The sequence below is a fragment of the Leisingera sp. S2M4 genome (assembly GCF_055398055.1).
This window is the reverse complement of record NZ_AP040861.1, coordinates 2,434,838-2,459,299: the sequence shown is the minus strand read 5'-3', so window position 1 is coordinate 2,459,299 and position 24,462 is coordinate 2,434,838. Positions and strand designations below refer to the sequence as shown.

Sequence of the window (24,462 nt, the reverse complement as noted above, 5' to 3'; positions counted from 1 at the left end):
TCAATGCATCCTTCCGCCCAGCGGCACCTTTCCATCGGGGCCGATCAGATGGATCTCGCCCTCGGCATCCGGCAGCCCGAGGACCAGCACCTCGGACATGAACCGGCCGATCTGCCGCGGCGGAAAATTCACCACGGCCAGCACCTGCTTGCCCGGCAGGGTTTCCGGCGTGTAATGCGCGGTGATCTGGGCCGAGCTTTTCTTGACGCCGATCTCGTCGCCGAAATCGATCCACAGCTTGATCGCGGGCTTGCGCGCCTCCGGGTAGGGTTCCGCGCGCACGATCTCGCCCACGCGGACATCGACCTTCATGAAGTCGTCAAAGGAAATCTCAGCCACGCGCCAGCTCCCGCGAGCGATCCGCAGCCGCTGCAACCGCACGCTTCAGCAGCGCCGGGAAGCCTTCGCTTTCGTCCATCAGCACCTCAAGCGCCGCCTGGGTGGTGCCATTGGGGCTGGTCACGTTGACGCGCAACTGGCCCGGATCTTCCTCGGCCGCCTCGGCCAGCGCGCCGGCACCTGCAACGGTAGCCTTGGCCAGCTTCATCGCCATCTCGGCAGGCAGGCCCTGCGCCTCGCCCGCGGCGGCCAAGGTTTCGATCAGGTGGAACACATAGGCGGGACCGGAGCCGCTGACGCCGGTCACCGCGTCCATCTGCGCCTCGCTGTCCAGCTGCACGGTCTGCCCGACCACCTGCAGCAGACCTTCGGCGCGCTCCAGGTCCTTCGGGCTCGCATAGCTGTTGCCGATCAGCGCGGTGATGCCACGACCGATCGCCGCCGGCGTGTTGGGCATTGCCCGCACGATCGGCGTCTCGGCGCCAAGGATGTTCTGGAAGGTCTCGATCGAGGTGCCCGCCGCCACCGAGATGAACAGCGTCTGGCCGTTGCCATAGCTCTGCAAGGTCGGCAGGGCCTCGCCCATCATCTGCGGCTTCACCGCGATCAGCACGATACCGGGCGCCGCCGGCAGCTTGGCATTCACGTTGACGCCGGTGGCCTTCAGCCAATCCGATGGGCGGGGATCGATCACCCAGACCGAGTTGGTCGGCAATCCGTTCTCCAGCCAGCCCGCCAGCATCGCCGAGCCCATTTTCCCGCAGCCCAGAAGCACCAGCCCGCGCGCGGCGATCTCCGTCATGTCCATAACAGCCCCTCCCCTTGATTTGTCAGGTCCGGGGCTAGGTTTACGCGCGGCCGTAGGCCTCTGCAATGGCGACCTGCAGGGCATCCGCGGGCTTGCGCTTCCCCCAGACCGCCAGCTGGATCGCCGGGTAGTAGCGCTCGGCATTGGCCACCGCGGCCTTCAGCATCGCGTCGATCTGCTGCGGGCTCGGCAACTGGCCGCCCGCCAGCATCAGCCCATAGCGGAACAGCATCAGCTTGTGATCGGCCCAATAGGTGAAATTGCCTTCCCAGCACTGATCGTTCATGCAGTTGATCAGCTCGTAGAGCCGCGGCAGCTCCGCCTCCGGCGGCTCCATCTCGAAACTGCAGACCAGCCGCAGGCACTCCTCGTAGCCCGACCAGGCCAGGGTCAGCGAATAGGTCCGCCACTGCCCCTCTACCGACATGGCAATCTGGTCATCGCCAACCCGGTCGAAGTCCCAGTCGTGGTGCGAAGCCAGATGTTCGACGATGTCGATGGGATGGACGTCCTCTTCCAGCTGAAGCTCGGATAGTGCCATGTTTCCACCTCTCTAGATCCCTGACGCTGACGGGCGTGGCAGCGCCCCGCGGCCAGTTTTTATGTTGAGGCTCGGGGAGGCATCCCCGCTCCCTACTAGATATGGTGGTGCGGAATTGGGGTTCTGGCAACCCTTTATTTAGGGGATAACTGCAATAACTTGTGGACGAACTATCCACAGCCCCCTAGATGCCGGCTGGAATTGCCGGTGACGACAGAGGGCTCAAGAGCCGTGCACCGTCGGTCGGCACCCATATCTTGCACCATGGAACTGCCCCTGTCAGTTACGGAAAACCCCGCCACGGGCCCGGGGCCGTGACGGGGTCATTTTCTACCGATCAGGGCCTGCGCCGCACCAGCGGCGCGGCCGCGCCGCCCGGGGGCACCAAGGGGCCGGGACGGGTGAAGGCTCAGCCCTTGTTCGCGGTTTCCAGCGCGTCCAGCCGCGCCTTCAGCGCCTCGTTCTCCTCGCGCGCCTTCTGGGCCATGGCGCGCACCGCGTCGAATTCCTCGCGGGTGACGAAATCGCGGTCGGCCAGCCAGCGGTCCAGCATGCCTTTCAATGCGGTCTCCGCCTCGTCCTTGGCGCCCTGGGCCACGCCCATTGCATTGGTCATCAGCTGGGAAATGTCATCCAGGATCTTGTTGCGGCTCTGCATCGTCTTCTCCGTGACAGGGTTGCACCTTATATGGGCAAGCATTGGCGCGGCTGCAAGCCGTTGACTTCCCTGACCACACAAAGGCATTCATCCCGCATGCAGGCCATGATCCCCTTCCCCGACCTCTCGCCCGAGATCTTCTCGATCTCCATCGGCTCCTTCAAGTTTGCCCTGCGCTGGTATGCGCTGGCCTATATCGTCGGGATCGTCATCGCCTGGCGGCTGGCCGTCGCGGCGCTGCGCCGTCCGGCCCTGTGGCCCGCGCAGCAGCCGCCGATGAAGCCCGATCAGGTCGAGGACCTGCTGACCTGGATCATCCTCGGCGTCATCCTCGGCGGGCGGCTTGGCTCGGTGCTGTTCTACAACCCCGGCTATTACATGCAGAACCCGGTCGAGATCCTGCAGATCTGGAAGGGCGGCATGGCCTTTCACGGCGGGCTGATCGGCGTGGTGCTGGCGGCCTGGATCTATGCCGCGCGCCACAACATCCCGCGCCTGCAGATGGCCGATCTGGTGGCCCATGTGGTGGCCCCCGGCCTGCTGCTGGGGCGGTTGGCCAATTTCGTCAACGCCGAGCTCTGGGGCCGTCCCACCGAGCTGCCCTGGGGCGTCGCCTTCCCCGGCCAGATGGCGCAGGACTGCGGCCAGGCCCTGGGCGAAATCTGCGCCCGCCACCCCTCGCAGCTCTATGAAGCCGCGCTGGAGGGGCTGCTGCTGGGCGCGCTGCTGCTCTACCTCGTGTGGCGCCGCAACGCCCTGCATGCGCCGGGCCGCGTCCTTGGCGTGTTTCTCGCAGGCTACGGGCTGGCCCGTTTCGCGGTGGAATTCGTGCGCCAGCCCGATGCCCAGTTCGTCACCCCCGGCAACCCGCTGGGACTGGCCTGGCACATCGATGGCGTCGGCCTCACTCAGGGGCAGGCGCTGTCGCTGCCGATGATTGCGCTTGGCCTCTTCTTCTTGATCCGCGCGCGCCAGCCGCAGCAGAGCCCGGCATGAGCCTGACAGACCACCTCACCACCCGCATCCGGGCAGAGGGGCCGATCTCTGTCGCGGACTACATGTCCGACTGCCTGCTGCATCCGCGGTTCGGCTATTACACCACCCGCGACCCGCTGGGGGCGGCGGGGGATTTCACCACCGCGCCGGAAATCAGCCAGATGTTCGGAGAACTCCTGGGCCTGGCGCTGGCGCAAAGCTGGCTGGACCAGGGCGCGCCCGCGCCCTTCACCCTGGCCGAGCTGGGACCGGGCCGCGGCACCCTGATGGCGGATCTCTTGCGCGCCACCCGCGGTGTGCCCGGCTTTCACGCCGCGATGCAGCTGCGCCTGGTCGAGGCCTCCCCCGCACTGCGCAAGGTGCAGGCAGAGACGCTTGCAGGCTTCGCGCCCCAGTGGCACGACCATGTCGAGGCCCTGCCGGACCAGCCGCTGTTCCTGGTGGCCAATGAATTCTTCGATGCGCTGCCGATCCGCCAGTTCATCCGCAGCGGCGCGGGCTGGAGCGAACGGCGCATTGGCCTCAGCAACGGCACGCTGTCCTTCGGCCTTGCCCCCGCGACGCCGCAGCCTGCCCTGGCGCACCGGCTGGAAGACACCCGGGACGGCGACCTGGTGGAGATCTGCGAACCCGCCGCGCCGATTACCGAGGCCCTCGCGACCCGAATCGCGGCCCACGGCGGCGCGGCGCTGATCGTCGACTACGGCGACTGGCGCGCGCTCGGCGATACGTTGCAGGCGCTGCGCGCCCATGCCCCCGCCGATGTACTGACCACTCCGGGCGCGGCGGACCTGACTGCTCATGTGGATTTCGAAGCACTGGCATTGGCAGCAAAAACCGCAGGTTGCGCCCACAGCCGCCTCACCCCGCAGGGGGTGTTCCTCGAACGGCTCGGCATCACCGACCGCGCCCGCGCGCTGGCGGCCCCGTTGCAGGGCGCGGCGCTCGACAACCTGGTCGCCGCACATCGGCGGTTGACGCACCCGGCGGAAATGGGAAACCTGTTCAAAATTCTCGGCCTCTATCCGCCGCAGGCCGCCCCGCCGCCAGGATTGAACCCATGACGCTGGAAATTCTCACATCCGACCTGCTAGGCCCGACCCGCCACGGGTTCTTCACCCGTCGTGGCGGCGCCTCCTCCGGGGTGTTTCAGGGTCTGAACTGCGGTCTTGGCTCCTCTGACCAGCGCGAGGCGGTGCAGATCAACCGGGCCAGGGTCGCCGCCGCGATGGAGGTGCCGCCGGAAAACCTCTGCGCCGTGAACCAGGTTCACAGCGCCGACGTGTATGTGGTGACCGAGGCGTCAGACACCCGCCCGCGCGCCGATGCGATGGTCACCAACGTCCCCGGTCTTGCGCTGTCGATCCTGACCGCCGACTGCCAGCCAGTGCTGTTTGCCGACCCGGAGGCAGGCGTCATCGGCGCCGCCCACGCAGGCTGGCGCGGCACCCTCGACGGGGTGCTGGAGGCAACGCTGGACGCGATGGAATCCCTCGGCGCCCAGCGCAAGAAGACCGCCGCTGTCATCGGCCCCAGCATCTCGCAGCGCGCTTACGAGGTCGGCCCGGAGTTCTTCGACGACTTCATGATGCAGGATGCGCGCTTTGCCCGCTTCTTCGCCAATGGCCGCGAGGGTCGCTACCAGTTCGATCTGCCGGGCCTTGGCCTGTACAAGCTGCGCGAGGCCGGCGTCGGCGCCGCCGAGTGGACCCGTCACTGCACCTACGCCGATCCGGCGCGGTTCTATTCCTTCCGCCGCGCCACCCACGCCAAGGAAGCCGACTACGGACGCCTGATCGCCTGCATCCGCCTGTGACGCGCATTTCCTAACGCCCGTTAACCATTGCAATTGTGGCAGAAGCCGCGCGCTTGCGCCGCAATTGCCGCGCCCGCGACAGGCCGCGCCGCGGCGAAGCGCCGGTTTTCTCCAGCACCACAGGCACTTGCAGCCTCGCGTCCTGTCGGCAACGCAAAGCGTCGCAAGCCCGGCAGCGCCGCTGAAAATGCCCCCGCCCGGTCATAATCACGGCGCAAAGATTACTCATAAAGAGAGCAGAACACATGCAACCGCAGCCCTGTCGCTGCCGGGCCAAGGACAGAGCCGACATGAAGATGAACAGACGTTTCATTGCAGCGATCCTGCGCGCTGCCAAGGTCGAGGCCGCGACACCCCTGCCCTGGACCACCGCCGCGGTGGTGCGGGCGCGACGGGCGGCCAGGCTGAAGACGGGTTGACGCCGGGGACGGGTGCCCCGGTGGCGACGCCTGTCGGTGCTTCTGGCACCCGCAGGGCCTGCCGCCACCGGGGCATCTGACCGGCGCTGAAACCCAAACGCGCCGTCGCGCGTATGACAAGACACGGCGCCAGACCGTTCCCAGATCGGTCTGGTGGCACAAAGATTTGACAGAGTTGTTTTTACCCGTTCCGCGCATTCGGTGGGGGCCGATGCCGCGGATCAACCGCCAAGGAGAGTCCTGCGCGCCATGACCATTCCGCATTCCTTGCAAAAAGCCGCTGCCAACGCCACCGAGGCCACTGCCTTCCTGCAGGATCCGACCGCGCTGCGCGCCGCCGGCAAACCGCAGCTGCGTCGCTTCGAGGTCGCCTGCCTGCTGCCCGACGGAGGCATTGCCGAAACCCGCCACATCGCCCCGGCGATGCCGCTGTTCGAAGAGGCCTTTACTGCCTTTTCCCGCGGCTCGCAGGTGGAAACCACCGACGGGCCGATCGCGGTCGAGGACCTGCTGCCCGGCGACCGGCTGCTGACCCGCGACGGCGAGGCGCAGACGCTGCTGTGGATCGGACACACCAGCCTGGTGCCGGGCCGTCCCGGCAGCCGGAAACGCAGCCACCCGCTGACCAGCTTCATGGCCGACAGCATGGGATTGCAGCGCCCCAATTGCAGTCTGGTCGTCGGCCCCTCGGCGCGGCTGCTGCGCGGCACCGCCGATGGCGGCACGCTGCTGACCCGCGCCACCGAATTCTGCGACGGCATGACGATCTTTGAAACCGCGCCGCCGACGCCGGTCGACATGTACCATCTCTGCTTGGCGCGCCACGCGGTGATCACCGTCGGCGGGCTGGAGTTCGAGACCTACCACCCCGGCCCGGATGCGCTGAAACTGGCGAGCCACCCGATCAAGACACTGTTCCTGAACATGTTTGCGCATGCGGACAGCATCCGCGACTTCGGCCCTCTCGCCCATCGCCGCGCCGATCAGGGCAACCGCAGCGGCAGCCCGATCCTGTAACGCCCGCGCCCGACGTCACGCCCGGCCTTCGCGCCGGGCGCTCACGCGCCGCGCATCGCTCAGGCCTCGCGCGCCAGCCGCTCTTCCAGCACCTCGAAGGGCACCCCCGGCTCATCCTTGGCCCCCCGGATCACCAGCGATGTCTTGACGCTGGCCACATTCGGGGTGGTCAACAGCTCGCCGGTCAGGAAGCTCTGGAAGGTCGACAGGTCGGGCGAGACGCATTTCAGGATGAAATCCACCTCGCCGTTCAGCATGTGGCACTCGCGCACCAGCGGCCAGCCCCGGCATTTCTCCTCGAAGGCACTCAGTTCCGCCTCGGCCTGGCTCTCGAGGCCAACCATGGCAAAGACCTGCACCTCGAACCCCAGCTCACGCGCGTTCACATCCGCGTGGTAGCCGTGGATCAGCCCGGCCTCCTCCAGCGCGCGTACCCGGCGCAGACAGGGCGGCGCGGAAATGCCGACACGCTTGGCCAGCTCCACATTGGTCATTCGCCCATCTGCCTGAAGCTCCGACAGAATCTTGCGATCAATCGGATCAAGACGGGTTGTGACCATGGCTGAGGCTCCTATCAGGTTTTTCGTTTCTTATAGCACCGCCGCAGGGCTGCGCAATAATATTTCATTTGCGCGCAATAATCTTTGCCTTGCGAAGGTGCAAGCGGCAATCCCCCGCAGCGCGCCGTTTTTCCATCCCGCCACGGGACCGGCAGCAGAGGGGGGGTTTAAGCCTGCGGAGGCGGGCGCTATATGCTTTTTCTGACGGCGGCAAGCCCGCCATGCTGCATTACGTGGGGAACACACATGAGCGAGACGCGCCACACCAAGGTCCTGATCATCGGCTCCGGGCCTGCGGGCTATACTGCGGGGGTCTATGCCGCCCGCGCCATGCTGGAACCGATCCTGGTTCAGGGGATCGAGCCCGGCGGCCAGCTGACCACCACCACCGAGGTCGAGAACTGGCCCGGCGACACCGAGGTGCAGGGTCCCGACCTGATGGTGCGGATGCAGGAACACGCCAAGGCAATGGGCACCGAGATCATCGGCGACATCATCACCTCGCTCGACACCTCTTCGCGCCCCTTCGTCGCCAAGGGCGACAGCGGCACCACCTACACCGCCGATGCGGTGATCCTCGCCACGGGCGCACGCGCCAAGTGGCTGGGACTGCCGTCGGAAGAGAAGTTCAAGGGCTTCGGCGTCTCCGCCTGTGCCACCTGTGACGGTTTCTTCTACCGCGGCCAGGAAATCGTGGTGATCGGCGGCGGCAACACCGCCGTGGAAGAGGCGCTGTTCCTCACCAATTTCGCCTCCAAGGTGACCCTGATCCACCGCCGCGACGAGCTGCGCGCCGAGAAGATCCTGCAGGACCGCCTGCTGAAGAACCCCAAGATCGAGACCCTGTGGTTCCACACCCTCGAAGAGGTCGTCGGCACCGACAACCCGCTGGGGGTTGAGGGCGTGGTGGTCAAGAACGTGCAGACCGGCGAACTGAAAGAGATCCCCTGCAAGGGCGTCTTTGTCGCCATCGGCCACGCGCCCGCGACCGAGCTGGTGAAGGACGTGCTGGAGCTGCACAACGGCGGCTACGTCAAGGTGAAGCCCGGCACCACCGAGACCTCGATCCCCGGCATCTTTGCCGCGGGCGACCTGACCGACCACAAATACCGCCAGGCGGTGACCTCGGCCGGCATGGGCTGCATGGCCGCGCTGGACGCCGAACGCTTCCTCGCCGAACAGGAAGACTGACAAACCGGCTCCCCCCTGCCCTAACGCGGGCAAGGGGGGAGCCTGGATGCCCGGCCCGGCGCCGGTCATTAAAATCCAAGGCACTTGCCGGGCATATTTCCGCCCGCCCCCTCTGCCCCGACCCCTTGATTTAACCCCACCTTAGCAGCAGCTGCGGCACAAAGCTGGTCACCGATCACGTCTTGCCGGGGGCCCTATGGCCATTCGCACACTCCGCGCCTATCCGGTCAGCGCCCTGACCGTCGACGCCAGCTCATCCCGGCTGGCGGCGCAAAGCCCCGTGCGCGGCAACGCGGACGTCCCCGATGGTACTGTTTTCGAATTCGACGCCAGCCAGCCCGCGCAGCAGATCCGCCTGTTCGACAGCGCCGGGCGTGCCAGCAGTTTCGAGGACGGGCTGACCGGTGGCCATCAGGTGATCGAGGGCGGCAGGCTGGTGCCCGCTGGCAGCCGGGTGTCGGCACAGTCGCTGCTGCATCTGCAACAGGTAAACGCCGAGGGCGCGACCGCTGGCCCGGTCGTCACAGTCAGCCTTTACAGCCGTGACGGTGCCGGTGCCGACGCCCCGTGGGGCTTTGCGACCTCGGCACCACTTGTGCACGGGGGCCGCTATGAAAAGCTGACCGGCAGCAATTACGTCAACGGCGAACGGCCACGCTTCGTCCCCTGTTTCGTGACCGGCACCCGCATCGCCACGCACTCCGGCCTGCGCCCGATCGAGCGGCTGCGGCCCGGCGACCTGGTTCTGACCCGCGACAACGGCTATCAGCCGCTCCTGTGGGTGGGGCTGCGGCAGGTCGGCGCCGACTGGTTGCGCCAGTGCCCGCACCTGCAACCGGTGCGCATCGCCGCCAATGCCTTTGGCCCCGGCTGCCCCGCGCGGGACCTCTGGGTCTCGCCCCAGCACCGGCTGCTGCAAGATGGCGCCACGTGCCAGCTGCTGTTCGGCGAACCGGAGGCGCTGGCCGCCGCCAGCCACCTGTTGGCGCAGGACGGCATCGAACGTCAGACGGTGGCGGCAACCACCTATGTGCACCTGCTGTTTGCCCAGCACCAGCTGGTGCTGTCCGAAGGCCTGTGGAGCGAGAGCTTCCGGCCGGGCGCAAGGCTGCTGGCCGACGGTGGCGCCGCCACCCGACGGGAAATCCTCGCGCTCTTTCCCGACCTCGCCCACAGCGGAGACCACGGCTACCCGCCCGCGCGCCTTTTGCTGAAGCCGCAGGAAAGCCAGCTTTTGCACGGGTCCTCCGGCTGACCCGCCATGCCAGCGCCGCATCCGCCCCGCCTTGACCACGCCCGCCCCGCCCGGCACCCTGTGCGGTAACGACGGCGCGAAGGGGAACCGGCTTGGCAAGCGCACTCTGGCAGGGCAACTGGATCAGCCGCACCCGCATCGCTACCGGGTTGGTGCTGTTCACCTATGCCTTCTTTCACTTCATCAACATCGGCCTCGGGTTGTTGTCCCCGGTCTGGATGGCGCGGTTCCAGGACGTCCGCCAACTGATCACCCACAGCCTGCTTGGCAGCGTGATCCTCTACGCCTCGCTGCTCCTGCACGCGGGCCTGGCACTGTGGAGCCTCGCCCGGCGGCGCAATCTGCGGATGCCCCGCGGCACCGCGGTGCAGACCGTCCTCGGGCTGCTGATCCCGCTCCAGCTGCTCAGCCATATTGTCTACACCCGCTATTCCCACGAGATCCACGACACCAACGACGCGATGCCCTATGTCATCGTGCTGATGTGGAACTCGCCCGAGGTCTGGCAGCAGACGGCGCTGCTGCTGGCGGTCTGGATCCACGGCTGCATCGGCCTGCACTACTGGCTGCGCCTGACCCGCTGGTGGCGCCCCATGATCCCCTGGATGGCCGGGCTGGCGGTGTTCATCCCCGGCTTTGCGCTGGCCGGGCTGCTGACCGAGGGACGCCGGATCTATGACCTCTTTGTCGAGGGCAGCCAGCGCGCCGAGCTGATGGCGGCGTTCAACTGGCCCAGCCGCGACGCCTTTGCGCAGCTGCTGCGCACCGAGACGCTCTGGCTCACCACCTTCTGGCTGCTGCTTGCCCTGACCGCCACCAGCTACCTGCTGCGCAAGATGATGCGGCGCCGACAAGCGGTGCGGATCCGCTATGCCGACGGTCCCGAGATCCGCGCCGAACGCGGCATGACCCTGCTGGAGATGTCGCGCGCCAACGGCATTGCCCATACCGCGCTGTGCGGCGGCAAGGGCCGCTGCACCACCTGCCGGGTGGTCATCGACGACGGCGCCGAAGACCTGCCATCCCCCGAGCCCACCGAGGCCCGCAGCCTCGCGCGGGTAAACGCCCCGGCCAACATGCGGCTGGCCTGCCAGATCCGCCCCGCGGCACCGCTCACGGTCACCCGCGTGTTCCGCCCCGACGGCCGCCCCGGCCGCGCCCACGCCAGCCAGGGCAGCGAGCAGCAGCTGGCCATCCTGTTCCTCGACATGCGCGGCTTCACCGCCCGCACCGAAGGCCAGCTGCCCTATGACGTGGTGTTCCTGCTGAACCGGTTCTTCGACGCCATCGTGCCCGCCATCACCGAGGCCGGTGGCACCGTCGACAAGTATCTCGGCGACGGGCTGCTGGCGGTGTTCAAGGCCCCCGGTGCCCAACCCTCGGCCGAGGCGGCGCTGGAGGCCGCCACCGCCATCGGCCTCGCCCTGCAACAGTTCAATGCGCAGCTCGCCGACGAGGGAGAGCCCGAAGTGCGCATCGGCATCGGCCTGCACCTGGGCGAGGTGGTGCTGGGCGAGATCGGCAGCGTCGGCCATGCACCGAAAACCATCATCGGTGACAGCGTCAACACCGCCAGCCGTCTCGAAGCCCAGACCAAGCCACTGGCGGTGGAGCTTCTGATCTCGGCGCAGCTGCTGAAGGCGGCCGGGTATACGCCCGAGCGCTTCGATCTGCGACAGGTCGATCTGCGCGGCGTCAGTGATTCGCTTGCCGCCCTGCCGGTGCAGCAGGCCGCCGCCCTGCCCCGGATTCTGGCCGCCGCCCGATAAATTCGCGAAACTCTTTATCCAAAAACACGGCCCGCCCGGGCCGCCCACCCCACGCCCGTTCCGGCGAACCGCCGGAGCGCGGAACAATTTCCCAAAAAATCCGAAGCGCTGCGTTGCAGCGATGCAACGCGGCAGGAAATCGCCCAATACGGGCAATTTCGACTTTGCAACAGCGGCATTCCATGCAAAGCGTTCAGCCGTGAACACACTTTGACAGAGCTGCCCGCCCGTGCCGACCCTTGCCCCCCCACCGTCTCCGGAAGAGGAAGACCTGCTCTTTCGGCTGCTGCGCCAGCTGGACGCGGCACCGGACGCCTCGCAGCGGGCCACCGCCGCCGCGCTGGGGATTTCGCTTGGTCGGCTCAACACGCAGCTGCGCGCCGCCGCCGAGGCCGGGCTGATCACCATCAGCAACCGCCCCGGCCCGGACAAGCGGCAGCGGTTTGCCTACACGCTGACCACCCGGGGCGCGACTGAAAAACTGCGGCTCACAGATCGTTTCCTCTCCCGCAAGCTCGCCGAATACAACGCGCTGCACGCGGAACTTACCGGCACCGCCAGCGGCCTGCCACCCATCAAGCACAGGACCCATCCAATGCAAAGCAACCTGGCTCCCATCCCTGAGCTCTATGTCTCCTACGAAAGCGCGCAGAAGCTGAAAGTCGAAGCGGCCGATCTGGTCAGCTGGGACCTGACCCCGCGCCAGATCTGCGACCTGGAACTGCTGATGAACGGCGGCTTCAACCCGCTGAAGGGCTTCCTGACCGAGGAAGACTATGACGGCGTGGTCGAAAACATGCGCCTGGCCGACGGCACCCTGTGGCCGATCCCGATCACCCTGGACGTGTCCGAAGACTTCGCCTCCAAGCTGGAAGCGGGCCAGGACATCGCCCTGCGCGACCAGGAAGGCGTGATCCTCGCAACCATGACCGTCACCGACAACTGGGTGCCGAACAAATCCCGCGAGGCCGAGAAGGTCTTTGGCGCCGATGACGACGCGCACCCGGCGGTGAACTACCTGCACAACACCGCAGGCAAGGTCTACCTGGGTGGCCCGGTGACCGGCATCCAGCAGCCGATCCACTATGACTTCCGCGGCCGTCGCGACACCCCGAACGAGCTGCGCGCGCATTTCCGCAAGCTGGGCTGGCGCAAGGTCGTGGCCTTCCAGACCCGCAACCCGCTGCACCGCGCCCACCAGGAGCTGACCTTCCGCGCCGCGCGCGAAGCCGAGGCCAACCTGCTGATCCACCCGGTCGTCGGCATGACCAAGCCGGGCGACGTCGACCACTTCACCCGCGTGCGCTGCTACGAGGCGGTGCTGGACAAATACCCGGCCGCCACCACCACCATGTCGCTGCTGAACCTGGCGATGCGCATGGCCGGCCCGCGCGAGGCGGTCTGGCACGGCCTGATCCGCGCCAACCACGGCTGCACCCACTTCATCGTCGGTCGCGACCACGCCGGGCCGGGCAAGAACTCCCAGGGCGAAGACTTCTACGGCCCCTATGACGCGCAGGAGCTGTTCCGCGCCCATGAAGAAGAAATCGGCCTCAAGATGGTCGACTTCAAGCACATGGTCTACGTGCAGGAACGCGCCCAGTACGAACCCGCCGACGAGATCGAGGACCGCGACAACGTCACCATCCTCAACATCTCCGGCACCGAACTGCGCCGCCGCCTGGCCGAAGGTCTGGAAATCCCGGAATGGTTCTCCTTCCCCGAGGTGGTGAAGGAACTGCGCCGCACCAAGCCGCCGCGCTCCAAGCAGGGCTTCACCGTGTTCTTCACCGGCTTCTCCGGCTCCGGCAAATCCACCATCGCCAACGCGCTGATGGTCAAGCTGATGGAAATGGGCGGCCGCCCGGTGACGCTGCTGGACGGCGACATCGTGCGCAAGAACCTGTCGAGCGAGCTGGGCTTCTCGAAAGAGCACCGTGACCTCAACATCCGCCGCATCGGTTACGTGGCCTCCGAGATCACCAAGAACGGCGGTATCGCCATCTGTGCGCCGATCGCGCCCTATGCCGCCACCCGCCGCGCCGTGCGCGAGGAGATCGAACAGTTCGGCGCCTTCGTCGAAGTGCATGTCGCCACCTCGATCGAGGAATGCGAACGCCGCGACCGCAAGGGTCTCTACAAGCTGGCCCGCGAAGGCAAGATCAAGGAGTTCACCGGCATCTCCGACCCCTACGACGTGCCGGAGAACCCGGAACTGCGCGTCGAGACCGAAGGCACCGACGTGGACAACTGCGCCCACCAGGTTCTGCTGAAGCTGGAAAGCATGGGCCTGATCTCGGGCTGAGCCTGACGGTACGACCCTGACACCACACCGCCCCGCCCCTTTGGGCGGGGCGGATTGCGACATGCCCCGACTTTCCTGTAAGGCTGCGCCGGACTGGCGGGCTATCGGGGAGACCAGGCGTGAAACTGGCGACGCTATGGATATCGGGACGGATCCACAACCTGGGCGCACTTTGCCTGTCGTCCTGGCTCGACCACGGTTTTGACGTCGACCTGTACCATCTCGGCCCGGTGGAAAACGTTCCCGCCGGCGTCCGGTTACGCCCGGCCGCGGAGGTCCTGCCCGCGGATCTGATCCCCCGCCTCAAACCGCTGCGCTACACCGAACGCGCCAACATCCAGAGCACCCTGTCCTATTCGGACCTGTTCCGGATGAAGCTGATGGAGCTTGGCCGCGGCCTGTGGCTGGACTGCGACGTGCTGCTGTTCCGCCCGTTTGACATCGACCCAGGTAAGCCGTTTTTCGCCTGGGAAGACCGGCATCGCATCGGCGCATCAGTGTTCTACCTGCCAGAAGATTGCGAGATGATCCGCGACTACAACCGGGTCTATGACCACCCCGACCTGATGCCGCATTGGCTGGGCTTTCGCAGGCGGGTGCTGAAGCCCGCGCTGTGGCGCCTGCAGGGCAAACCCTTCTCGCCGCGCGACCTTGGGATCACCATCTACGGCAACGACGCCTTCTCCCGCCTGATCAAGAAGCACAAGCTGACGCAATACGCCCTTGGCACCAAACCCTTCTATTGCTGGAACGGCAAGCAGACCACACGCTTCTTCGCCCCCACCGACAAGTGGCGCCTCGAGGACGACCCGGACATCACCGGGCTGCACGTGCACTGCAAGACGCGGCCCAACCATCGCCCCACCCCCGACAGCCTGTTCGGGCGCATGCTGAAGCGCCATGCCGACCGGCTGCCCGCGGATATGACCTGGCAGAGCTGACGCTCCTTGCAGGTCTTCCGGAACCTTCACCCGTCGCGGCCGGGCTCCTCCGGGTTGCTGGAAAACAGCGCGATCTTGTTGCCTTGGGGGTCGCGCAGGTAGCCGACGTAGAAATCGGCACTGTAGGCGGCGCGGAACCCCGGCGCGCCCGCGCAGGTGCCGCCCGCCGCCAGCGCCGCCGCATGCAAGCTGCGCACCGCCTTTTGGCTGCCTGCCTCGAAGGCCACCATACAGCCGTTGCCCGCCGTCGCCGCGGCGCCGTCAAACGGTGGCTTCACGTAGAAATCGGGCGACACGGGGCGCTGTCCCGGTGCCACTGGCAGGCAGAAGCTCAGCCCCTCGGGCCCTTCCGTCAGACTGTAGCCAAGCGGCGGCAGGAAGGCGGTGTAGAACCGCTTCGCCCGCGCCAGATCATCGGCGCCAACCGTGACATAGGCAATCATCGCCCCTGCGGCCCCGGATCGGACGGCAGATCCACCGTGCCGCGCATCAGCACGAAGCCCTCTCCGGCCACCCGCACCCCTTCGATTGCATCCGGCGTGCCAACCCGCGCCACCCGGGCCTGGCCGGGACGGCCCAGCCCGTGACCCTGCTCGGCAGTGAACGCGGCCTTGTCGATCAGCCCGTGCCGCCACAGGTAGGACGCCATCGCGCCGGTGGCCGAGCCGGTGAAGGGATCCTCCGGCGGGCTCGGCGGAGCCATCAGCAGGCGCGAGAAAGTGTCTCCCGCCGGTGTCGCGCCCTCCAGCGTCACCAGGAACGGTTCCATCATGTCGATGCCGTCAGCCCCCAGCGCGCGGCCCAGTTCGGCCAGCGCCCCGAGGTCCAGCCGGGCCGCCTCCAGCGCCGCGCGATCGCGCAGCACCGTGATGCAGAAGGGCAACCCGGTGGACACCTTCTGCGGGCGCCCCACGATAGCCTCCACCGGCAGCGACACCGCCGCCGCCACCAGCGCGGGATCGGCAAAGGGGCCGAACTCGGGCGCCACCTGGGTCATCTCGATCAGGTCGCCGTCCAGCGTGACCGGCACCAGCCCGGCCCCGGTTTCCAGGGTGATCCGGTCGCCCTCGAACAGCCCGCGGTCGCGCAGCGCCGCCACCGTGGCGATGGTGGGATGACCGGCAAAGGGAATCTCGCGGCTGGCGAGGAAATACCGCACCCGGACATCGGCGACCTGCGACGGGCCGGTAAACGTGCATTCCACCAGCGAGGTCTCGCGCACGTAGGCGGTGCAGACCGTCTCCGGCAGCTCCGCCCCGCCATGCACCACGGCGCAGCCATTGCCGCCAAAGGCCCGCGCCGAAAACGCATCCACCCAGTCGAAATCATACAGTGCCATTGCAAGCTCCCCCACGGCGGACATCAAAAAAGGCGGGCCTGCGCCCGCCTTTGGCATCATCTGTATCGCCCGCGGTCTGTCAACGGCCGAGGCCGCCGCACTGCACGGGACGCTGTTCAGTGGACCGCGACAGGTGTCAGGTCGTTCTGCCGCGCCAGCACATAGGCCATGCGCCGGTCGGTCACCAACGCCAGCTGGCCACCCTGCGAATCGTGGACCGCGTAGAGCCGCTGGCGTCCGGCCACGCTCTGCTGCACATCCTTGGGCAGATCCGTCACCGGCACTGCCTTGACGTAAACGGTCCGGCCGGAGCCCTGGCTGAAATCAAACGGTGTGTTCATTGCCTTACCCCTTTCTGATGTTGATCGTCTGAACCACGGTTTCGGGCCGTGCGCGGGTCAGATCCACATGCAGCAGCCCATTTTCCATCACCGCCTCACCGACTTCGACGCCATCGGCCAGCACGAACATGCGCTGGAACTGACGCGCTGCGATGCCGCGGTGCAAAAACACCCGCCCGTCGCTGTCGTCGCTTTGGCGGCCGCGGATCACCAGCTGGCGGTCCTCGACGGTAATAGCCAGATCCTCCTCCGCGAAACCGGCCACGGCCAGCGTGATGCGGTAGGAATGATCAGAGGTCTGTTCGATGTTGTAAGGGGGATAGCCTTCGTTGCCCGACTTCGCGGAGCGTTCCAGAAGGCGTTCCAGTTGCTCAAACCCCAGCATATGCGGGTAGGAGGCCAAGGTAAGTTTCGACACGTTCGTTCGTCCTTTATGCCAAAGCGACGGTAGGGTGCGGCCCCGATCCCGGCAGCCGCCTCAGAAAGGAATATGGGAAGTTCCATCTGGATTCACAAGACCATGTACGCATAGGTCTGGCGGAAAAGCGGTTAACGCCGTATGGTTTCCCAACTTCCTTCATCAGCTTACCTGAGTCGCCAATGAATGCACCCACAGATGTGTCGATGAAAACCGACGAGGTCCTGAAGGTTGAGCTGGAGGTTTTCCGCAGACAGCACCGGGATCTGGACGAGGCGATCACCGCGCTGGAAGAGCGCGGCACCAGCGACCAGCTGACGATCCGCCGCCTGAAGAAACAGAAGCTTATCCTCAAGGACAAGATCTCGCTGATCGAAGACCGGCTGACCCCGGACATCATCGCCTGACCGCTGTGCGGCGCGGCCATCCAACCGCTTTCGGCCCGCGCGATACCGGATGCCCCCTGCAGCCCCTGCCCCGGCTTGTGCCGGTTGCCCCGCAAGGCCTGCGGGACCGGCCATTGAACACCACCGCCCGAACCTTCCACAGCCCCTCCCGCCCCCGCTGACAGGCAGCCAGCTGCCCGCCAGGGCGTTGGGCGTGGCAGCGCGCCTGCGGCGCGCTGAGCCAGCCTGCGCGTCACCCGCCGGAGCAGCCCGCAAACCACCACCTTCCGAAAAACCGAGGATGGTCAAACCGCGCGTTTCTTTCTAGAACCTCGAAAATTTTTGCTCACCCCGCTGCCCGGCAAGCTGCCGGGGGCGGCTCCTGAGACAAACCGCAACCACACGCAACGAACAACAAAGACAAAAACGGACGAGGAACTTGCCCATGACCGCCACGCGCGACCACGACCCGGTGCCCGACGTGCAGGACACCGCCTACAAATTCTCCCCCAGACAGGCGCTGGCCGGCGCCCAGATGCTGTTCGTCGCCTTCGGCGCGCTGGTGCTGGTGCCGCTGCTGACCGGGTTGAACCCCAGCGTGGCGCTGTTCACCGCGGGCCTTGGCACGCTGATCTTCCAGATCGTCACCCGCGGCCAGGTGCCGGTGTTCCTGGCCTCTTCCTTCGCCTTCATCGCGCCGATCATCTACGGCGTGCAGACCTGGGGCATTGCCGCCACCACCGGCGGCCTGGCCGCCGCGGGTCTTCTGTATGTGGCGCTCAGCTTTGCCATCCGCGCCTTCGGCAGCGGCTTCCTGCACCGGCTGCTGCCGCCGGTGGTGGTCGGCCCGGTGATCATGGTGATCGGCCTGTCGCTGGCGCCGGTGGCGGTCAACATGGCCACCGGCCTTGCCGGCGACACCCAGGTGATGCCGCGCAACACCGCGCTCGCCCTGGCCGCCATCTCGCTCGGCACCACCATGCTGACCGCGATCCTCGGCCGCGGCATCATGCGCATCGTGCCGATCCTTGCGGGCGTTGCCGCGGGCTACATCGCGGCGCTGGTGCTGGGCGCCGTGAGCGACACCAGCCTGATCGACACCTCCGCGCTGGACGCTGCGCCCTGGTTCGCGATCCCCGAGTTCGTCATGCCTGAGTTCAACCTCGCCGCCATCCTGTTCATCCTGCCGGTCGCCATCGCGCCCGCGATCGAGCATTTCGGCGACATCCTGGCGATCTCCAACGTGACCAAGCGTGACTACATGGAAAAGCCGGGCATCCAGAACACCATGCTGGGCGACGGGCTGGCCACCACCGCCGCCGGCCTGCTGGGCGGCCCGCCCAACACCACCTACTCCGAGGTCACCGGCGCCGTCACCCTGACCCGCGCCTTCAATCCGGCAATCATGACCTGGGCGGCGCTGATCGCGATCGCGCTGGCCTTCGTGGGCAAGCTGTCGGGGGCGCTGGCGACCATCCCGATGCCGGTGATGGGCGGCATCATGATCCTGCTGTTCGGCATGGTCACCGTGGTCGGCCTGTCGGTGCTGGCCAAGCTGGGCGACGCGCTGTCCGAGGCGCGCAACATGGTGATCATCTCCACCGTGCTGATCATCGGCCTCGGCGGGCTGACGCTGGAATTCGGCGAAGGCTTCACCCTCGCAGGCATCGGCCTCTCTGGTGTCGCGGGCCTGCTGCTGAACCTGATCCTGCCCAAACAGCGGGACTGATCCCCTGCAGGAGCCGCCCCGGCGGCTCCTGCATTCGAAGACCAGATACAGCCTCTGCCAGCGCTCACTCTACCGCGGCTTGTGGCTGCACCAGAACCCCCAGCACATCCGCCACCGCCGCAAACTCCGCCTGAAAGCGGTCAAGCAGCCGCGCTATGCCCTCTCCGATCTCTTCTGCATCGTGGATATCGCTGATTTCGGCAGTGTTATCCTTGAAAAACTTCGAGAACTTCTTGCCCTCATTTGCCGCGCCCTGTTGAAAGCGGATACGCTTGAAACCACCGGCTTTCGCCCTGCTCTCAATCGCCCCGATCAGCGCAGCACGGGTAGCGTGATCCGTCAGCGGCCCCACTTCAACATGCAGCCGCAGGCGCCCCTTGGCACCGTCCGCGCCTGCCGACAGCGTGATCCAGCAGGTCACCGGAAACCCCAGCCACCAGTTTTCACAGCCCGCCCAGCGCCCCGGCGCGCCCCCCATGGCCCGCACCCAGTCCTGCGGCAGAAAGCTGACCCAGTCCCGGTGCAGATCCCCATAGCAGAACCGCTGGGCCCGTCGGCCGATCTGCGTCGCATCCAGAAGCTGCGGATCAGCGCCAAACAGCGCCTCCACCGCCAGCGAGAGCTCGGTTGCCGCGCCATGTTCAATGACAAAATCCAGCACCTTCTTGTGGCTGCGATACAGCTCGCGCGCCAGCCGGACCATCTCTTTGTGCTCGCTGCTCATATCTGCGGCTTCCTCAATAATTTCAATATACTGCCGGATAAACACGGCGATCTCGGGCCGCAGAACATGGGCTTCCTGCTCCAGAAACCGCGGAAGAAACCCGCAGATGGTCTCATAGCGGATCTCCACAAAGGACGGCACCTGCGCCGCCTCCTCGCGCAGCGTCAGCAGCACCCCGCAGATCCGCAGGCCTGCGCGCCCACGATAGATCGCGCGCACCTTGTCCAGATAGCGCTGCAACTGGTTGGAGTGCTGGCTGCTGTCGAATTTATTCTCAATGATAAAAGCCCAGCCGTTGCGCCGGCTGAAGATGAATATGTCGATATTCTGCCACTCAAGCCGCACCTCCGCATCGCGCAGATCGCTCTGGATGATCTCCAGCGCCGACGGTCCGTCAATGCTGTTGTTACCTCGATAGGCCTCGGCCAGAAATGCCTTCAGGAAGCGGTCCCCCAGCCCATGCGACTCCGCCGGGTCCAGAAGCCAGGCCAGGATCGCCGAGTGGCGGATTTCTCGGCGCTCCATCTTCATGATGCGGATTGGGTTGAACCGGTTGAGATAGGCCTCAACTCGCTCCAGCCGCGGATTATTCACAAACAGATCCTCCAGCGCCCGGCTGGTCGGCAAATCACTTTCAGACATCAAATCTCCTTTAGTTCGATCTCTTGACGCCCCTCACCGCGCCCCCGGCTCCAGATCTCGAATCCGCGCCACATGGGCGTCGATCTCTGCCCGGCTGAATTTCGAATGCACCCGCCGCGTTGAGGCCGGATGGTTGCTCAAACCCGGGTTCAATTCCTGCCGCCAGGCCTTCTGCGGCCGGATCGGGCGCGGCGCAAAGCCGCCGCCGCAGGTCGGGCAGACATTGTGCAGCACATGCTCCACGCAGTCGGCACAATAGGTGCATTCATAGGAGCAGATCCGCGCATCCACCGCATTCGGCGGCAGATCCCGATCACACAGCTCACCATTTGGTCACGACTCCAGCATCTTACCCTCCGCTTTGCCGCCACCCTGCCCGCCGCCCCCGCCCGGCGCAAGGCCCGCCAACAGCCGCACCCGCAGCGCGCCCCGCGCGCTGCCCGGCCCAACCGGGGCGGCGGGGCAGCTTTGCTGCCTCCCCCACGGGCGGGAGCGCCCTGCGGCATAGAAGCCAAGACCCGCAAAAACCGAACCACGGCACCGCATTCCAGCACCTTTCCCGGATTGCGCAAAATCCAACTTTCCCTATAGTGCGCGCTCCACAAGCCGCGACAGGAGCCAAGCCGATGGCCGACATCAAAGTAGGCATCATCATGGGCAGCCAATCCGACTGGCCCACCATGAAGGAAGCCGCGAATATCCTCGATGAACTGGGCGTTGCCTATGAGGCAAAGATCGTCTCCGCCCACCGCACCCCGGACCGGCTGTGGAGCTACGGCAAGTCCGCAGCGGAGCGCGGGCTGCAGGTGATCATCGCAGGTGCCGGTGGCGCTGCCCACCTGCCCGGCATGGTCGCGTCGAAAACCCGGGTGCCGGTGGTCGGCGTGCCGGTGCAGACACGCGCCCTCTCCGGCGTCGACTCGCTCTATTCCATCGTGCAGATGCCCAAGGGCTTCCCGGTGGCCACCATGGCGATCGGCGCGGCCGGCGCCGCCAACGCGGGCCTGATGGCCGCGGGCATCCTCGCCTTGCAGGACCCCGAGCTGGCGCAGCGTCTGGACAGCTGGCGCGAGGCGCTCTCGGCCTCGATCCCGGAGGAGCCCGTCGATGACTGACATGCTCTCTCCCGGCGCCACCATCGGCATCCTGGGCGGCGGCCAGCTGGGCCGCATGCTCTCGGTCGCGGCCTCCCGCCTCGGCTTCAAAACCCATATCTTCGAGCCCGGCGCCAACCCGCCCGCAAGCCATGTCGCCGACCGGGTGACCACCGCAGGCTACGAGGATGCCGAGGCGCTCAAGGCCTTCGCCGCCTCGGTCGACGTCATCACCTATGAGTTCGAGAACATCCCGACCTCGGCGCTGGACCTGCTGGAATCGCAAAAGCCGATCCGCCCCGGCCGCGAGGCACTGCGGATCAGCCAGGACCGGCTGACGGAAAAGACCTTCCTGCAGGATCTCGGCCTGCAGACGGCGCCCTTTGCCGACATCACCGATCAGGCCAGCCTTGATGCGGCCCTCGCCGAGATCGGCGCGCCCTCGATCCTGAAGACCCGCCGCTTCGGCTATGACGGCAAGGGCCAGGCCCGCATCAAGGCACCGGAAGACGCCGCCGAGGCGCTCGCCGCGATGGCCGGCGCGCCCTCGATCCTCGAAGGCTTCGTCAACTTCAGCCACGAGGTTTCGGTGATCGCCGCCCGCGGCGTGAGCGGCGAGATCGCCTGTTTCGACCCGGGCGAGAACGTCCACCGCGACGGCATCCTGCACACCACCACCGTGCCCGCGCGCCTCAGCAAGGCGCAGCGCATGGATGCGGTGCTGATGGCGGGCAAGATCCTCAACGCGCTGGATTATGTCGGCGTTCTGGGGGTCGAGCTGTTCGTCACCCCGCAGGGTCTGATCGTCAACGAGATCGCACCGCGGGTGCACAACTCCGGCCACTGGACCCAGAACGGCTGCACCACCGACCAGTTCGAGCAGCACATCCGGGCCGTCGCCGGCTGGCCGCTGGGTGATGGCCAGCGCCATTCCGACGTGGTGATGGAAAACCTGATCGGCGATGACATCGACCGCATCCCGGAGCTGGCCCGCGAAGCCAACTGCGCGCTGCACCTCTACGGCAAAGCCGAGGCCAAGCCGGGGCGCAAGATGGCGCATGTGAACCGCGTGGTGAAACCACAGGAGTAAGCCGGGACCCAGCCCCGGCCCGTGGGTTTCCCCCCACATCAGGACGGCGCACGCCCGCGCAGAGAAACGCATGTGAAAGCGGCCCCGCCGCTTTCACGCGCCGTAAAGAGGGCCATCCGGCCTGATGCGCGGCGCCGCCTCCCCCTCAGCAGCCCATGAACCGGCCTGCCACCTCTCCTGACATATAGCTGACCCGCCCACCGGCGATCGTCGCAGCCACCCGCTGGGTCCGCTTGTCCAGCACCACGATATCGGCGCGCTTGCCCGCCTCCAGCGTGCCGCGGTCGTCCAGGCCCAGCAGCCGGGCCGGACCTTCCGAGACCAGCCGCCAGGCCGTGCCCAGATCCATCAGGCCCGTGCGCTCCAGCATCAGGGCGGCGCGGCGCGGGCTGGGATAGTGGTAGTCCGAGGCCAGCGCGTCGCACAGCCCCATCGCGATCAGCTCCACCGCCGAGGCATTGCCCTTGTGCGAGCCGCCACGCACCACGTTGGGCGAGCCGAGAATGATGTGATCACCGCCAGCCCGCGCCGCCTCTGCCGCTTCCATGGTTTCGGGAAACTCCGAGATCCGCACGCCGCGCGCGCGCCATAGGCTGCGGTCCTCGGCACGATGGTCGTCGTGGCTGCCCAGCCGCACCCCCATCTCCGACAACGCGGCGCAGAGGGTATCCATGGCAGCGGGGATCTCGGCCCGCCGCGCGTGCATGTCCTTCAGCATCTGCCAGTGGACCTCCGGGTTGCGGCCCGCCTTCAGCGCCTGGCCGGTGAGGCGCGGTGGCTTCTTGCCCGCCGCCAGCCGCTCGTGCGGCAGGTGGTCGTTGAACACCACATAGGGCACCTGCCAGTCCGCGATGCGGGCGGGCAGCGCGGCGTAGTCGTCCAGCATGTGGATCTCCAGCCGCAGCTGCGGCATCAGATCGGTGACCAGCTCACCGCGCACCGCCTTGATGCCCTCGAACACCTGTGCGGCGAACTCCGGCCCGCGCAGGCCACCCTCCCAGGAATAGAACTGCGCCAGCACTGCGGTGGTGATGCCATTGGCGGCCAGTTCCGCCTCGGCCGCCACCACGCCTTCCGCCATCTGTTTCATGGCGCCGCGGCGCGGGGCCAGGTGGCGTTCGAACCCGTCGCCATGGGCATCGATGATGCCCGGCAGCACCAGGTAGCCCGAAAGGTCCACCGCCCGTCCGGCGGTTTCCTCCACCACCACGCCACCGGCGATGGCGATCTCGCCGCCGCGCTGCAGCCCCTGGGGGCGCAATACATCGCCGCCCTGCATGGTCAGTTCCAGGCTCATCCCTCGCCCTCTTCTTCGCAGCCGCCATTCAACTGGCAGGCCTCCGTGATAATTTCCTGCACCGCGTCCAGCCAGCCCAGATCCGGGTCAAAGCGGCCGGTCTCGATGAAATGCAGCGCCTGCGCCATCACCTGCGGATTGTTCATCATGTAGGTGTGGGTGACCGGCAGCGTCAGATGCGCGCGCATGCCTGCGACCCTGGTGCTCTCGACCGAGACCTTGCCGTCGTCCGGGCCGGGAATGAGGTTCGAGAACAAGGGGTTCAGAGATTCACTACCGGCGATGACCCCCAGCTCGAACGTCACCGGCGGCAGCTTTCTGGGCAGGCTGTCCGCACCGGTGCCCAGCTGCAGCCCGGCGGGGCCGTTCAGCAGGCCGAAGACCTCCCAGCCGCCCAACTCATCCACCAGCTCGCTGCCCTGGTTCGGCGGCCCCATCATCACCACCCGGCCGAGGTTTTGCGGATGGCCCTCCTGCAACCAGTAGCGCAGCAGGATGCCGCCCATGGAATGGCTGACCACATGCGTCGTCTGACGGCCACAGGCGGCAAAGGCCGGGGGCAGCGTCGCTTCCGCCAGATCCTCTATCGGCGCATCGGTCGAGTCATAGCCGGGGCGCACCACGTCGTAACCGCGCGAGCGCAGCACCTCCTCCATCACCGCAAAAGACGTCTCGGAGCGCGCCAGCCCGTGCAGCAGGATCACGCAGTCGGCGGCGGCAGGCAGCGGCAGCAGCGCCGCGGCGGCAAGGCACAGGGGTTTCAGCACAGATGTCATCCGTTGCAGAT

At 66.7% G+C, this 24,462-nt stretch carries 27 protein-coding genes; 14 read left to right on the top strand and 13 right to left on the bottom strand.

Going from position 1 to position 24,462, the window contains the following annotated elements; genetic code table 11:
• The 4 genes from ACZ52D_RS11910 to ACZ52D_RS11895 all read right to left on the bottom strand — a co-directional run bounded on the left by ACZ52D_RS11910 (position 1) and on the right by ACZ52D_RS11895 (position 2,346).
• Positions 1-339 carry a tRNA-binding protein gene (locus ACZ52D_RS11910; protein WP_222455113.1) on the bottom strand — a complete coding sequence of 113 codons (339 nt, stop codon included), beginning with the start codon at positions 337-339 and terminating at the stop codon, positions 1-3.
• The gene (proC, locus tag ACZ52D_RS11905) at positions 332-1,147 is read right to left on the bottom strand and encodes a pyrroline-5-carboxylate reductase (protein WP_464441446.1); all 816 of its coding nucleotides are present in this window, start codon (positions 1,145-1,147) and stop codon (positions 332-334) included. Before proC ends, ACZ52D_RS11910 begins: the two co-directional genes overlap by 8 nt.
• Positions 1,148-1,187: 40 nt before the next feature.
• Positions 1,188-1,688 (bottom strand): type III secretion system chaperone family protein, encoded by a 501-nt coding sequence (locus ACZ52D_RS11900; RefSeq protein WP_222455111.1) that lies wholly within the window; start codon positions 1,686-1,688, stop codon positions 1,188-1,190.
• A gap of 409 nt (positions 1,689-2,097) precedes the next feature.
• The gene (locus ACZ52D_RS11895; protein ID WP_222455110.1) at positions 2,098-2,346 is read right to left on the bottom strand and encodes an accessory factor UbiK family protein; all 249 of its coding nucleotides are present in this window, start codon (positions 2,344-2,346) and stop codon (positions 2,098-2,100) included.
• A 96-nt stretch (positions 2,347-2,442) separates the two neighbouring features.
• On the opposite strand from ACZ52D_RS11895, the gene lgt reads away from it, so the two are divergent.
• The 5 genes from lgt to ACZ52D_RS11870 all read left to right on the top strand — a co-directional run bounded on the left by lgt (position 2,443) and on the right by ACZ52D_RS11870 (position 6,594).
• Positions 2,443-3,342: a prolipoprotein diacylglyceryl transferase gene (lgt, locus tag ACZ52D_RS11890; protein ID WP_464441445.1), complete on the top strand. Its 900-nt coding sequence runs from the start codon at positions 2,443-2,445 to the stop codon at positions 3,340-3,342.
• A complete protein-coding gene (locus ACZ52D_RS11885; protein WP_464441444.1) occupies positions 3,339-4,406 on the top strand; it encodes a class I SAM-dependent methyltransferase in 1,068 nt (355 codons plus the stop codon). The genes lgt and ACZ52D_RS11885 overlap by 4 nt, the downstream gene beginning before the upstream one ends.
• On the top strand, positions 4,403-5,158 hold the full coding sequence (gene pgeF, locus ACZ52D_RS11880) for a peptidoglycan editing factor PgeF (RefSeq protein WP_464441443.1): 756 nt from the start codon (positions 4,403-4,405) through the stop codon (positions 5,156-5,158). The genes ACZ52D_RS11885 and pgeF overlap by 4 nt, the downstream gene beginning before the upstream one ends.
• A gap of 290 nt (positions 5,159-5,448) precedes the next feature.
• The gene (locus ACZ52D_RS11875) at positions 5,449-5,577 is read left to right on the top strand and encodes a hypothetical protein (protein ID WP_369925444.1); all 129 of its coding nucleotides are present in this window, start codon (positions 5,449-5,451) and stop codon (positions 5,575-5,577) included.
• 249 nt (positions 5,578-5,826) lie between these two features.
• The gene (locus ACZ52D_RS11870) at positions 5,827-6,594 is read left to right on the top strand and encodes a Hint domain-containing protein (protein ID WP_222455106.1); all 768 of its coding nucleotides are present in this window, start codon (positions 5,827-5,829) and stop codon (positions 6,592-6,594) included.
• Positions 6,595-6,653: 59 nt separating this feature from the next.
• Here the strand turns inward: ACZ52D_RS11870 and ACZ52D_RS11865 are convergent, their stop codons facing one another.
• Complete coding sequence (locus ACZ52D_RS11865) at positions 6,654-7,154, bottom strand: Lrp/AsnC family transcriptional regulator (RefSeq protein WP_222455105.1); 501 nt, start codon at positions 7,152-7,154, stop codon at positions 6,654-6,656.
• A 246-nt stretch (positions 7,155-7,400) separates the two neighbouring features.
• Between ACZ52D_RS11865 and trxB the strand changes: the two genes are divergently transcribed.
• The 5 genes from trxB (at position 7,401) to ACZ52D_RS11840 (ending at position 14,615) form a co-directional block, all read left to right on the top strand.
• Positions 7,401-8,345, top strand: coding sequence for a thioredoxin-disulfide reductase (trxB, locus tag ACZ52D_RS11860; RefSeq protein WP_222455104.1), 945 nt, complete (start codon positions 7,401-7,403; stop codon positions 8,343-8,345).
• A gap of 196 nt (positions 8,346-8,541) precedes the next feature.
• Entirely contained in the window at positions 8,542-9,600 is a 1,059-nt protein-coding gene (locus ACZ52D_RS11855; RefSeq protein WP_464441442.1) for a Hint domain-containing protein, read from the top strand.
• Positions 9,601-9,692: 92 nt separating this feature from the next.
• Positions 9,693-11,369: an adenylate/guanylate cyclase domain-containing protein gene (locus tag ACZ52D_RS11850; protein ID WP_464441441.1), complete on the top strand. Its 1,677-nt coding sequence runs from the start codon at positions 9,693-9,695 to the stop codon at positions 11,367-11,369.
• A 229-nt stretch (positions 11,370-11,598) separates the two neighbouring features.
• Positions 11,599-13,674 carry a bifunctional sulfate adenylyltransferase/adenylylsulfate kinase gene (locus tag ACZ52D_RS11845; RefSeq protein WP_222455101.1) on the top strand — a complete coding sequence of 692 codons (2,076 nt, stop codon included), beginning with the start codon at positions 11,599-11,601 and terminating at the stop codon, positions 13,672-13,674.
• Positions 13,675-13,793: 119 nt separating this feature from the next.
• Positions 13,794-14,615, top strand: a complete 822-nt coding sequence (locus tag ACZ52D_RS11840) for a hypothetical protein (protein ID WP_464441440.1) — start codon at positions 13,794-13,796, stop codon at positions 14,613-14,615.
• Between the two features lie 26 nt (positions 14,616-14,641).
• On the opposite strand, the gene ACZ52D_RS11835 is transcribed toward ACZ52D_RS11840, so the two are convergent.
• The 4 genes from ACZ52D_RS11835 to ACZ52D_RS11820 all read right to left on the bottom strand — a co-directional run bounded on the left by ACZ52D_RS11835 (position 14,642) and on the right by ACZ52D_RS11820 (position 16,713).
• Positions 14,642-15,058, bottom strand: coding sequence for a VOC family protein (locus ACZ52D_RS11835; RefSeq protein ID WP_464441439.1), 417 nt, complete (start codon positions 15,056-15,058; stop codon positions 14,642-14,644).
• The gene (locus ACZ52D_RS11830; RefSeq protein ID WP_417472636.1) at positions 15,055-15,954 is read right to left on the bottom strand and encodes a PhzF family phenazine biosynthesis protein; all 900 of its coding nucleotides are present in this window, start codon (positions 15,952-15,954) and stop codon (positions 15,055-15,057) included. The genes ACZ52D_RS11835 and ACZ52D_RS11830 overlap by 4 nt, the downstream gene beginning before the upstream one ends.
• Positions 15,955-16,070: 116 nt before the next feature.
• Positions 16,071-16,295: a DUF1150 family protein gene (locus tag ACZ52D_RS11825; RefSeq protein ID WP_222455097.1), complete on the bottom strand. Its 225-nt coding sequence runs from the start codon at positions 16,293-16,295 to the stop codon at positions 16,071-16,073.
• Between the two features lie 4 nt (positions 16,296-16,299).
• The gene (locus ACZ52D_RS11820; RefSeq protein ID WP_222455096.1) at positions 16,300-16,713 is read right to left on the bottom strand and encodes an Hsp20 family protein; all 414 of its coding nucleotides are present in this window, start codon (positions 16,711-16,713) and stop codon (positions 16,300-16,302) included.
• Positions 16,714-16,895: 182 nt separating this feature from the next.
• On the opposite strand from ACZ52D_RS11820, the gene ACZ52D_RS11815 reads away from it, so the two are divergent.
• Together ACZ52D_RS11815 and ACZ52D_RS11810 are read left to right on the top strand one after the other, a co-directional pair.
• The gene (locus tag ACZ52D_RS11815) at positions 16,896-17,120 is read left to right on the top strand and encodes a YdcH family protein (RefSeq protein ID WP_222455095.1); all 225 of its coding nucleotides are present in this window, start codon (positions 16,896-16,898) and stop codon (positions 17,118-17,120) included.
• Positions 17,121-17,544: 424 nt separating this feature from the next.
• Entirely contained in the window at positions 17,545-18,828 is a 1,284-nt protein-coding gene (locus ACZ52D_RS11810; protein WP_464441438.1) for a uracil-xanthine permease family protein, read from the top strand.
• 64 nt (positions 18,829-18,892) lie between these two features.
• Here the strand turns inward: ACZ52D_RS11810 and ACZ52D_RS11805 are convergent, their stop codons facing one another.
• Positions 18,893-20,194 (bottom strand): PDDEXK-like family protein, encoded by a 1,302-nt coding sequence (locus ACZ52D_RS11805; protein ID WP_464441437.1) that lies wholly within the window; start codon positions 20,192-20,194, stop codon positions 18,893-18,895.
• 33 nt (positions 20,195-20,227) lie between these two features.
• Positions 20,228-20,485 (bottom strand): DUF1272 domain-containing protein, encoded by a 258-nt coding sequence (locus ACZ52D_RS11800; RefSeq protein WP_464441436.1) that lies wholly within the window; start codon positions 20,483-20,485, stop codon positions 20,228-20,230.
• 335 nt (positions 20,486-20,820) lie between these two features.
• Between ACZ52D_RS11800 and purE the strand changes: the two genes are divergently transcribed.
• Both purE and ACZ52D_RS11790 read left to right on the top strand, forming a co-directional pair.
• A complete protein-coding gene (gene purE / locus ACZ52D_RS11795) occupies positions 20,821-21,309 on the top strand; it encodes a 5-(carboxyamino)imidazole ribonucleotide mutase (RefSeq protein ID WP_222455092.1) in 489 nt (162 codons plus the stop codon).
• Complete coding sequence (locus tag ACZ52D_RS11790; RefSeq protein WP_464441435.1) at positions 21,302-22,378, top strand: 5-(carboxyamino)imidazole ribonucleotide synthase; 1,077 nt, start codon at positions 21,302-21,304, stop codon at positions 22,376-22,378. The genes purE and ACZ52D_RS11790 overlap by 8 nt, the downstream gene beginning before the upstream one ends.
• Positions 22,379-22,523: 145 nt before the next feature.
• Here ACZ52D_RS11790 and ACZ52D_RS11785 read toward each other — a convergent pair whose 3' ends face one another.
• Both ACZ52D_RS11785 and ACZ52D_RS11780 read right to left on the bottom strand, forming a co-directional pair.
• Positions 22,524-23,675, bottom strand: a complete 1,152-nt coding sequence (locus ACZ52D_RS11785) for an alpha-D-ribose 1-methylphosphonate 5-triphosphate diphosphatase (RefSeq protein WP_222455090.1) — start codon at positions 23,673-23,675, stop codon at positions 22,524-22,526.
• The gene (locus ACZ52D_RS11780) at positions 23,672-24,451 is read right to left on the bottom strand and encodes an alpha/beta fold hydrolase (RefSeq protein WP_464441434.1); all 780 of its coding nucleotides are present in this window, start codon (positions 24,449-24,451) and stop codon (positions 23,672-23,674) included. Before ACZ52D_RS11780 ends, ACZ52D_RS11785 begins: the two co-directional genes overlap by 4 nt.
• Positions 24,452-24,462: the final 11 nt, after the last annotated feature.

Excerpts from the sequence above, each read along its gene's own strand:
- proC (WP_464441446.1), bottom strand. The coding sequence starts at position 1,147 with ATGGACATGACGGAGATCGCCGCGCGCGGGCTGGTGCTTCTGGGCTGC.
- ACZ52D_RS11900 (WP_222455111.1), bottom strand. The coding sequence starts at position 1,688 with ATGGCACTATCCGAGCTTCAGCTGGAAGAGGACGTCCATCCCATCGAC.
- ACZ52D_RS11895 (WP_222455110.1), bottom strand. The coding sequence starts at position 2,346 with ATGCAGAGCCGCAACAAGATCCTGGATGACATTTCCCAGCTGATGACC.
- lgt (WP_464441445.1), top strand. The coding sequence starts at position 2,443 with ATGCAGGCCATGATCCCCTTCCCCGACCTCTCGCCCGAGATCTTCTCG.
- ACZ52D_RS11885 (WP_464441444.1), top strand. The coding sequence starts at position 3,339 with ATGAGCCTGACAGACCACCTCACCACCCGCATCCGGGCAGAGGGGCCG.
- pgeF (WP_464441443.1), top strand. The coding sequence starts at position 4,403 with ATGACGCTGGAAATTCTCACATCCGACCTGCTAGGCCCGACCCGCCAC.
- ACZ52D_RS11875 (WP_369925444.1), top strand. The coding sequence starts at position 5,449 with ATGAAGATGAACAGACGTTTCATTGCAGCGATCCTGCGCGCTGCCAAG.
- ACZ52D_RS11870 (WP_222455106.1), top strand. The coding sequence starts at position 5,827 with ATGACCATTCCGCATTCCTTGCAAAAAGCCGCTGCCAACGCCACCGAG.
- ACZ52D_RS11865 (WP_222455105.1), bottom strand. The coding sequence starts at position 7,154 with ATGGTCACAACCCGTCTTGATCCGATTGATCGCAAGATTCTGTCGGAG.
- trxB (WP_222455104.1), top strand. The coding sequence starts at position 7,401 with ATGAGCGAGACGCGCCACACCAAGGTCCTGATCATCGGCTCCGGGCCT.
- ACZ52D_RS11855 (WP_464441442.1), top strand. The coding sequence starts at position 8,542 with ATGGCCATTCGCACACTCCGCGCCTATCCGGTCAGCGCCCTGACCGTC.
- ACZ52D_RS11835 (WP_464441439.1), bottom strand. The coding sequence starts at position 15,058 with ATGATTGCCTATGTCACGGTTGGCGCCGATGATCTGGCGCGGGCGAAG.
- ACZ52D_RS11830 (WP_417472636.1), bottom strand. The coding sequence starts at position 15,954 with ATGGCACTGTATGATTTCGACTGGGTGGATGCGTTTTCGGCGCGGGCC.
- ACZ52D_RS11825 (WP_222455097.1), bottom strand. The coding sequence starts at position 16,295 with ATGAACACACCGTTTGATTTCAGCCAGGGCTCCGGCCGGACCGTTTAC.
- ACZ52D_RS11815 (WP_222455095.1), top strand. The coding sequence starts at position 16,896 with ATGAATGCACCCACAGATGTGTCGATGAAAACCGACGAGGTCCTGAAG.
- ACZ52D_RS11810 (WP_464441438.1), top strand. The coding sequence starts at position 17,545 with ATGACCGCCACGCGCGACCACGACCCGGTGCCCGACGTGCAGGACACC.
- ACZ52D_RS11805 (WP_464441437.1), bottom strand. The coding sequence starts at position 20,194 with ATGTCTGAAAGTGATTTGCCGACCAGCCGGGCGCTGGAGGATCTGTTT.
- purE (WP_222455092.1), top strand. The coding sequence starts at position 20,821 with ATGGCCGACATCAAAGTAGGCATCATCATGGGCAGCCAATCCGACTGG.
- ACZ52D_RS11790 (WP_464441435.1), top strand. The coding sequence starts at position 21,302 with ATGACTGACATGCTCTCTCCCGGCGCCACCATCGGCATCCTGGGCGGC.
- ACZ52D_RS11785 (WP_222455090.1), bottom strand. The coding sequence starts at position 23,675 with ATGAGCCTGGAACTGACCATGCAGGGCGGCGATGTATTGCGCCCCCAG.
- ACZ52D_RS11780 (WP_464441434.1), bottom strand. The coding sequence starts at position 24,451 with ATGACATCTGTGCTGAAACCCCTGTGCCTTGCCGCCGCGGCGCTGCTG.